Source organism: Paenibacillus sp. E194 (assembly GCF_000935845.1).
GTDB lineage: Bacteria > Bacillota > Bacilli > Paenibacillales > Paenibacillaceae > Paenibacillus_B > Paenibacillus_B alvei_B.
In genome coordinates, this window is the sequence record NZ_JMDX01000237.1 from 1 (window position 1) to 8450 (window position 8450).

The 8450-nt window shown below is 48.9% G+C and carries 11 protein-coding genes; 5 read left to right on the plus strand and 6 right to left on the minus strand.

Annotated elements, in window-relative coordinates; all coding sequences use genetic code 11:
* Positions 1 to 86 precede the first annotated feature (86 nt).
* Positions 87 to 497 carry a hypothetical protein gene (locus tag AZ66_RS23560; RefSeq protein WP_156160058.1) on the plus strand — a complete coding sequence of 137 codons (411 nt, stop codon included), beginning with the start codon at positions 87 to 89 and terminating at the stop codon, positions 495 to 497.
* Between the two features lie 414 nt (positions 498 to 911).
* Here AZ66_RS23560 and AZ66_RS23565 read toward each other — a convergent pair whose 3' ends face one another.
* The 6 genes from AZ66_RS23565 to AZ66_RS23585 all read right to left on the minus strand — a co-directional run bounded on the left by AZ66_RS23565 (position 912) and on the right by AZ66_RS23585 (position 5393).
* A complete protein-coding gene (locus tag AZ66_RS23565; protein ID WP_044357088.1) occupies positions 912 to 2219 on the minus strand; it encodes an MFS transporter in 1308 nt (435 codons plus the stop codon).
* Positions 2220 to 2280: 61 nt separating this feature from the next.
* Entirely contained in the window at positions 2281 to 3450 is a 1170-nt protein-coding gene (locus AZ66_RS23570; RefSeq protein ID WP_052648805.1) for a winged helix-turn-helix domain-containing protein, read from the minus strand.
* Positions 3451 to 3452: 2 nt separating this feature from the next.
* Positions 3453 to 4109 (minus strand): D-2-hydroxyacid dehydrogenase, encoded by a 657-nt coding sequence (locus AZ66_RS23575; protein ID WP_331436931.1) that lies wholly within the window; start codon positions 4107 to 4109, stop codon positions 3453 to 3455.
* The gene (locus AZ66_RS33620; protein WP_331436932.1) at positions 4106 to 4405 is read right to left on the minus strand and encodes a hypothetical protein; all 300 of its coding nucleotides are present in this window, start codon (positions 4403 to 4405) and stop codon (positions 4106 to 4108) included. The genes AZ66_RS23575 and AZ66_RS33620 overlap by 4 nt, the downstream gene beginning before the upstream one ends.
* Before the next feature lie 143 nt (positions 4406 to 4548).
* Positions 4549 to 4884 carry a dehydrogenase gene (locus tag AZ66_RS23580; protein WP_370510431.1) on the minus strand — a complete coding sequence of 112 codons (336 nt, stop codon included), beginning with the start codon at positions 4882 to 4884 and terminating at the stop codon, positions 4549 to 4551.
* A 50-nt stretch (positions 4885 to 4934) separates the two neighbouring features.
* Positions 4935 to 5393 (minus strand): cupredoxin domain-containing protein, encoded by a 459-nt coding sequence (locus tag AZ66_RS23585; RefSeq protein ID WP_021261572.1) that lies wholly within the window; start codon positions 5391 to 5393, stop codon positions 4935 to 4937.
* 280 nt (positions 5394 to 5673) lie between these two features.
* Between AZ66_RS23585 and AZ66_RS23590 the strand changes: the two genes are divergently transcribed.
* The 4 genes from AZ66_RS23590 to AZ66_RS23605 all read left to right on the plus strand — a co-directional run.
* Positions 5674 to 6291 (plus strand): DedA family protein, encoded by a 618-nt coding sequence (locus AZ66_RS23590; protein ID WP_021255279.1) that lies wholly within the window; start codon positions 5674 to 5676, stop codon positions 6289 to 6291.
* Positions 6288 to 6854: a thioredoxin family protein gene (locus AZ66_RS23595; protein WP_021261571.1), complete on the plus strand. Its 567-nt coding sequence runs from the start codon at positions 6288 to 6290 to the stop codon at positions 6852 to 6854. The genes AZ66_RS23590 and AZ66_RS23595 overlap by 4 nt, the downstream gene beginning before the upstream one ends.
* Before the next feature lie 23 nt (positions 6855 to 6877).
* Positions 6878 to 7501: an MBL fold metallo-hydrolase gene (locus AZ66_RS23600; protein WP_021261570.1), complete on the plus strand. Its 624-nt coding sequence runs from the start codon at positions 6878 to 6880 to the stop codon at positions 7499 to 7501.
* 260 nt (positions 7502 to 7761) lie between these two features.
* On the plus strand, positions 7762 to 8450 hold a 689-nt coding region (locus AZ66_RS23605; RefSeq protein WP_156160059.1), incomplete at its 3' end, for an aminopeptidase P family protein.

Consider the following 8450-nt stretch of genomic DNA (forward strand, 5'->3'; position numbering starts at 1 on the left):
CAGGCCCTGTCGGCATGGCCCGCGCGCAAGCGCAGCAAGTGGCTGCGCTGCGCTGGGCGCCTGCGAACACGGCGCTTCGCATCGCCGTGAGCCGAACCTTGCCTCCGCAGGAGGCGCTTGCCCTTCTGGAGGAAGGGCCGCGCTACGAACGCGATGGCAAGGGGCTCTACCGTGCGCTCGCCTTGGCAAGTGAACGCCTTGGCCGCGCCGATGACACCGCCGCTTGGTGGGAGGCGGCGGTTAGCAGCGACCGCTTCGATCGCGTGCTGCAGACCGAAGCCATTGAGAAGCTGGCACTTGCGGCGCACTACAGTGCAGATCGCCTTCAAGCGACTGCATATGCGAACGCAGCAGGCAAGATGTTCCGGCAATATGAAGCGGAGGCACATCATGTCCTTCTCATGCGCAATCCTGCAAACGGCAAGCGTTTCGCTATGACGGAGGAAGCGAAGCGGGCTTACAGCTCGATCGTTTCGTTGATCACGAGGGGACAGTAGTTCATGGACGTTAACAAGCCTCGAGCGCTGGTCTCCTTCATTTGACATCACCAGGATACCGGACTTTTCTCATAAAATTGAAGGTGAACTTTGAACATGCTGTGCCTGCTGGGGCACACCGATAGGGGCGAAATCTCGAGCAACTCAAGAAAAAAATCGGTCTCGTCGCAGATAATGCGAACAGAGGCCGATTTGAACTTTCCGCTGAATTAAGATAATCGCCACCCTAAGGCGGTACGATCAGATTAATAGCATCGTCCCGCAGCATCCGGTTGAAATCATCGGTACGTACCTTCACTGGAGCGAGTACGTCAACGTTGCCAGCACGATAAACAATATGAAAATGACATCCATAGGACGGATAGTTGGCTTATTTTCAGCTCCATACTGGAGTCTCTTGCTCCGCATAGACCACTACCCGGAAATCTCCCGCATTTCTTGCGGCTGCGTTGATTGGAACCTGGTCGGCCATAATACGTGCTGAATACTCAGGCATATGACGCCAATGATGAAGACAACCGTTCCCAGCAAGAAAAACACATTGCTCACACCCATTCCACGAATCAGTAAGCCTCCGATCAAAGGGGCACCTACCATCATCGTGCTGGCGGACATATTTTGAATGCCAAAGATCCGGCCTGTCATACCCTCAGGAGTTTCTTTCTGTAGGACATAGTTATAAGTCACGATAGACAGCCCGTTTCCAATACCGATCACAAGTCCCAAGACGATGCTCCATATTTCATGCGAATCCGCTCTTAAGAGTCCCATACTTCCAAAAGCAGCTCCAATTAATGCGGCTCCTCCCCCGATACCAAGTCCGTACCTTACTTTGCCAAGACGGTTCACCAACAGGATGGTGATAAACGCTCCGACTCCTGTGGCAGCCACCATCCACCCAAGCAGAGACTCGTTATGAGGGGCAATTTCCCGATACAACGTCGGAAACTGGAAATCGATCATCAGAATAATCAGCATAATGATCATATTCACGATAAAACTACTAAAAAGAATCCGGCGCTGCAGAAGCAATGCCCACCCTTGCCTCCATAATTGGGCGAAGCTCATCTTGGTCTCTGCGCCGTTTTCCGAGTCATCAGAATTCTCCCGATTCTCTGCTTTTGGATTTTCATCGATATGCCGCATTGTATATAGCAATATGCAGGAGAAAAAGCGCGTGATGGCATTCACCAAAATACATAATTGCGGGGAGATCACCGTTAAAGCCACTGCGCCGAGCAGGGGCCCCGCGATTTTGGAAAATTGATTAACGAGCCCATTATACGAGGTTGCTTTGAGCAGTTGATCCTCCCGAACCACCTGGCGCGTCAACGCTTGATGCGCTGGAACGCGGAATACTCCCATTGTGGCGCGAAACGCAAGCAAAGGCAGCATCCAGTACATGCCGGGAACAAACAGCAGCAATATGGTGAGCAGCGTTTCGGCTGCATCGGCCAACAGCATGAGATTGACCTTCTTCCAACGGTCGGCGATTACACCGGCGAAAGATCCGAACAGAATGCCCGGAAGAGCGATCATCACCGGAATCAAGGCGATCATAAACGGATCCGCATGCCAGCGGTATGCCACCAGAATCTCAATCGCAAAGACGTCGAACCATTCGCCGAAAGATGAAACTGCATAAGCCGAGTACATTTTAGTAAAAATCCGGTTCTTCCAAATAGATGCCTGGCGCCCGTTTGAAACAGATGTGGTAGACATGAATATTTCCTCCGTTAAATCAGAATTACTCCCACTTTAACGAAGAAATATCAGGGGATTATCAGACAGAACCTAAAATCCGCTCAATCATCTGTTCTATGGACTTTTTATGTGCCTCCAGCTTATATCCCCGTTCAAACTCATCATATCGATTCTGGAAGGATCGCAGCAGTTTGGAATCGTGATATGACGTTTTTAAAAAATGGAGCGTACCGATGATCAACCGAGCGAGCAGCGGTACATTATGCGCCGTTTCGCCAGCCTCAAGGCCATATTCGAATGCAGCAGCTGCTGCCTGGGGGCGGCCTTGAAGCAGCAGCAATTTCCCTCTTAAACCATGGTAGGCGCTGATTTCCCGCAAATAAGGAGCGTCAGCCAGCATGTCTTCGATCTTCCTAGAGCAACGCTCCGCCTCCTGGATACTGCCTGCGACCAAATGAATATGCATTTCCGACATGGCAATATGAACCTTGAAGGTATCCAGCTTACCTTGCTCCTTTTCGATGATCCGATAAGCTTCTTGCACTCGCTGCAGATCCTCTTCAACACGACCGTTATCTGCATAAAGACCGAGGATATTTAACACTTTCAGCTCGCGATGCATCTCAAACGGCAAAATACCCGATTCTATTGTCCGTTCAAAGTAATCCAGACTTTTCGCCGGTTCCATATAAAAAGAGTAGTAAAATATCAGCAACCAATATAATTTATCTGGGTTCTCCGCATTGCTTTCCAGAAACCAGTCCAGATCTGCCCGCACAAACCTCAGAAACATTTGATGGGAGGGACTGATATTCACGCCAAGAAGCTCTTGCTGATTGACAAGGGCTAACATCGATTGGCTTTGCCCTAACATGAGATAGGTGTCCAACAACTGCCCGATTTGCTTCTGCAATCCACTGTCCGTCAGCGACGGAACCGCAAGTCCCAGCGTTTCTTTTATTGTGAGGCTGTAGCCAAGCCCCCGCACGGTGATCAGCTGAACTTTCCCGCTCCATGGTTTCATTCTTTTTCGGAGCCGGTACACATGATCGTCTACCGTTCGTTCGCCCGGATATTCCATCGGCCATACCTGATCCAGCAGCTGCTCCCGGCTAAAGACCTTGCCGCGATTTCGGTACAGAAATTCGAGCAGCGCGTATTCTTTCGCAAGCAGGTTGATTTTCTCAGCCTGAAAGCAGACAGAATAATCACGAGGTTCAAACTCAAGCCTGACCACCATAATCAGCATTCTCAGTATTCCTTGTCGTAATCGACAATGCTGAGAGCAGGACGTCCCTGTTCGATATAGGCCTTGAGATTTTCGATAAACAGCTTCGTAGCTCGTTCCTTCAATTGATCGGTATTGCCTCCAATATGAGGAGACATGATGACATTGTCCATGGACCATAACGGATGATCCTCTGGCAATGGTTCGATGTCGAACACATCGAGGCCAGCGCCCGCGAGGTGGCCGCTGTTCAAGGCACCGATAAGAGCATCCGTCTTCACCGATGCACCGCGTCCAACGTTGATAAACAGTGACCCTTGCTTCATGGCGGCAAACCTATTTTCATCATATAAGTTTATTGTCTGAGATGTCTTTGGCAGTATGTTGACGACTACGTCGCATTCAGATAGAACTTCATTCAGCTGATCGAATGTGAACAAGCCGTCGACATAATCAGTCGGTTGAACGGAGCGGCGTACGCCTAGAACACGCATCCCGAACGCTTTGGCAATTCGTGCAACCTCAGCCCCGATTTGCCCGATGCCGATAATCCCCATGGTCTTGCCCTGCAGTTCCGTATAATTCCCTTTACTGTCCCATAGGTGTCGATCTTGGTTGCGAATCGCTTGTGGCAGATTGCGAGTGAAGCCGAGCAGCATCGCGAATACCGTCTCCATCATCGGGACGGGATGCACCCCCCCGCCGTAGTCAACATTACATCGTGCTTGCGGAGTGTATCCATCGGAATATAATCGGCACCAGCCGTCCACAGCTGTATCCAGCGAAGCGGGGAATCATCATGGAGGCATCCCTCGATGATAGCAGGCGACCAACCGAAAATAACTTCAGCTTGTCGGAATACGTCTCGATCGAGCTCCTTAGCTCGTCCAGCAATGACATTGTATTCGGGAGCAGCGAGGCGAATGCCCTCTAGAAATTCTGGCGGCAAAGCTAGTGCACATACGATATTTTTCAAGATGAGGTCCTCCTTAGCGTCCATTTTCTAACATCATAACTCGAATCCGATTGGTGCGTCTATGAGTGCTCCGTAGGTTGCTGGACATTAGAAATAGGCTGAACGGATGGTAACCCGACAGCCTGCATGAGCGATTATAGCAGTTAGCCTCCGAATGCTTGCCGGAAACTGGAGGATAATTTCGCTTGATCTACATTCCACAGTGCGGCAAGCTCTTCGCAGACGGTCTCGTCCCACCAATCGGACAGCTTCTTGCGGTTGGCACCGTTCTCGTGAATCCAGATCAAGTTCTCAATCACTTTGCGATAGTACAGTTCTTCTCCTTGTTTGACGAGATCTTCGGGAATCCAGACGTTCATCCGCTTAATGGTTCGATACAACTCATTGTTGCAAGCACGGCGAATTCTTCTGGCTGTGGGGAGAGGCCTTGTATGAGGCTCCTTCGGGGCTTTCAATGGATGACGACTCCTTTCCTGCATATATGTTCATCATATGCAGGCATCCTACCCAGGTTCCTTGTGGCCACGCGCTATTTCGAATCGATTACGATATACCCTACCATAGGGCCTTCATGCTGCATATCCGGATGGGTTAAGCAGACGATGCGATGAATGCCTTCTTTGGCAGTAAAGGTGATGACGGTTTCTTTGTCTTTCTCGATGCTGCCTTTTACATTCATGCTCTCGATTTCGAAATCATGCTTTTTTCCGTTAATTCCGCGAATACGAAGCTCTACTCGCTCACCAGCTTTGGCGTGAACGGTACCCGGAATAAATTGATACACTTCGATTTCTTTCCCATTATCCAGTTTGGACTTAACCTCTCCTGTTACCATGTGGAGAATTCGAGTCGATTGAGGTGTTGCCTCAACTGCCCGTTCCGACCGCACGGTTTCATAGCGCCAGAACGCTGCAGCTACTAATATGGCGGAGAAGACGATTGCACCAATTCGCAATTGTTTGCGAGAAACGATCCAAAAACGTGTCAAATTGTGAAACCTCCTTTGTCCAATTGAGTATCACTTATTAGTGCTTGCTTATAACATTTCATTTGCAGGCAGCCATTACTAGAGAAGATGATCATGAAATCATGAAATAAGGTACAAGCTTGTGCTTAGTCCATGTGTATGCATGGCCAGGGTAGCGCATGACTTGTGTTATCCTAGGGGTAAGTAGGCATCAAGATCGAACAAGCCAAAGTCATGATTGGAGTCATGGCGATCCATATGTTAGAATAAGCTGGGAATTAAAAAGGGAGAGAGACGAGCTATGGCATGGATACATGATATGATCAATATGCTGCTTCATTGGGTGCAGCAGCTTGGGGAATGGGGAATAATGCTGGGGCTCATGATTGAAGTCATTCCGAGTGAAATCGTGTTAGCCTACGGCGGATATTTAGTATCGATTGGCAAGGTCAGTTTTATCGCTGCGATTATTTTCGGCACAATTGGTGGTGTCTTTGCGCAACTCATCGTATATGCAATCGGCAGATATGGCGGGCGACCCTTCTTGGAGAAGTTCGGGAAGTACATCCTGATACGCAAGCACCATATTGAGAAGTCGGAAGAGTGGTTCCAGAAGTATGGAACAGGCGTAATCTTTTCTGCACGATTCGTTCCGGTTGTCCGTCACGCGATTTCCATACCAGCAGGAATATCCAAGATGCCGGTAGGAAAATTTACGCTTCTGACAACGCTGGCTGTAATCCCATGGACCATCCTATTTGTTTATTTGGGGTACGCGCTTGGAGATCAGTGGGAACATATTAATGAGAAGGCGGCACCTTATGTTCAGCCATTTATTTTGGTTGCACTTGCTGGCCTTACCCTATATTTTGTTATCAAATATATGAAATCCAAGCGAAGAGAGGGGAACCCGAAATGAGCAAACATGTAGCGAATGTGATAGGCCGAGGAATTTCACCACAAGCATTTATCGACTCCATGCAGAAGAACAAGGAAGCCTTCATTTCCTGGTATGATCAATTTGCTTGGTCCAGTGAAGAAGAGAAGGAGTTTTTCGAATCGCTTCAATATCGGGACGATATCCGCTGCCTAATCTTGGCCGCAGATTGGTGTGGAGATGCGGTACGTAATGTGCCTGTTGTGTTCCGCGCTATGGAAGCAGCGAGCATTGACACAGAAGTCCTAATTATGGAACAGTTCCCTGAGGTTATGGATCAATTCCTGACGATGGGCGGCCGCTCCGTTCCAATCGTCATCTTCGCTGATACGGGCGGTTATGTTCTCGGTCAATGGGGACCTCGTCCGAGTGACGTGCAGGCACATATGGTCCGATTCAAGGAAGAGAACCCGGATCGTGAAGCTCCGGATTATCAAGATAATTTGAAAGTAGTCAGACAGCGTATTCTCGAACAATACGGCGAGGGAACGGGCTATCATGCTCGAATTACGTCTGAATTGAGAGACCTGCTGTCGGGCTTTTAATATAGCAAGGAGCTGACAAGACATTGTTTACGATTCAAAGTTTCAATTTAGGTCCTGTCCAAACAAACGCTTATCTATTGACAAATGAAGATACGAAAGAAGCGGTTGTCATTGATCCGGGCATGAATCCAGATCGGTTGCTGCAAGCGCTCGATGGACTAAGCGTTAAGGCAATATTGTTGACACATGCGCATTTCGATCACATTGGTGGTGTGGATCTTGTGCGTAAGGCACATCCGTGCCCAGTATACATTCATGAGCTTGAGGCGGAATGGCTGACAACACCGGAACTTAATGGCTCGACCATGTGGCCGCAAATGTCTCCGGCAATGTCCATGAAGCCAGCGGAACATTTGCTGCAAGATGGGGATACACTGGAGCTGATCGGTTATTCCTTCTACGTCATGCATACACCTGGTCATTCGCCGGGCAGTGTGAGCTTCCTGCATGATAAGCACTTGTTCGCAGGTGATGTTCTTTTCCGGGAAAGTGTGGGGAGAACAGACTTGAGAGACGGCAGCATGAAGACACTGCTGAACTCTATTCATAAGAAGCTGTTCACACTAAGCGACGAAGTTACGGTATATCCCGGACATGGTCCGACTACAACAATTGGATACGAGAAGAAGCACAATCCATTTGTCTAATACGATTTCGCAGTACATAAGCGCTTGGCACTCCTGATTCCGGATGAACAGGGAGACCGAGCGCTTTTTGATGCTCACTTTATCCAATATCCATAGATCCATTTTGCTAGCTATTCCTCGTTCGTGATATGATCAGGAAAGCATACAGCAACGATGGGACTGCCTACTACTATGTATGGCAGTCCCTTTTTTACATAATAGATACAAGTGCAAAAAAACGGCAGATATTATCATTTCCTAATACGAGGAGGAGTCAATTGATGCATTCCGAACAGCGAATAGATGCAGTAACTATCCAAGAGCATCGCAATCGAGTCGCTCGCCTGCAGCAGAAGATGGAGCTTGCTGGTATCGATTTGTACTTAGTTACACACAACGTGGATATATATTATGTAACTGGCTCCATGCAGACCGGCTATGTGCTTGTACCGAGATGCGGCGAACCTGTCTATTTGGTGAAACGCAGCTATCAGCGTGCGCAGAAAGAATCGATCATTCGCGTTGCTCCGATCGGTTCATTCCGTCAGCTTGGTGAGACGATTCGCTCATACTATGCAGAGCTGTTTCAAGGTGAGGAAGCTGTCGTCATTGCTACGGAGTTCGATGTTCTACCAGTTCAGCAGTATGAGAGATTGAAGACGGTCATTCCAGATGCGAATTGGACAGACGGATCGATCCTATTCCGGGAATTGAGAATGATTAAGTCTTCTTATGAACTGGATCGCATTCGGGTTGCCGCAGCTGCTGCACATAAGGTGCTTGATGATGCTGCAGATTACATCCAGCCGGGAATGACAGAACTAGAACTCATTGCGTACATTGAACGAGAATTCCGGATTCAGGGCCATGTTGGAATGATCCGAATGCGCGGCTTCAATCAGGAACTAATTACTGGCATGGTGGCCTCAGGAAGTGCGGGTGCAGAACCTACCTACTTCGACGGTCCGGC

Excerpts from the sequence above, each read along its gene's own strand:
- AZ66_RS23565 (WP_044357088.1), bottom strand. The coding sequence starts at position 2,219 with ATGTCTACCACATCTGTTTCAAACGGGCGCCAGGCATCTATTTGGAAG.
- AZ66_RS23570 (WP_052648805.1), bottom strand. The coding sequence starts at position 3,450 with ATGCTGATTATGGTGGTCAGGCTTGAGTTTGAACCTCGTGATTATTCT.
- AZ66_RS23575 (WP_331436931.1), bottom strand. The coding sequence starts at position 4,109 with ATGATGGAGACGGTATTCGCGATGCTGCTCGGCTTCACTCGCAATCTG.
- AZ66_RS23580 (WP_370510431.1), bottom strand. The coding sequence starts at position 4,884 with ATGCAGGAAAGGAGTCGTCATCCATTGAAAGCCCCGAAGGAGCCTCAT.
- AZ66_RS23590 (WP_021255279.1), top strand. The coding sequence starts at position 5,674 with ATGGCATGGATACATGATATGATCAATATGCTGCTTCATTGGGTGCAG.
- AZ66_RS23595 (WP_021261571.1), top strand. The coding sequence starts at position 6,288 with ATGAGCAAACATGTAGCGAATGTGATAGGCCGAGGAATTTCACCACAA.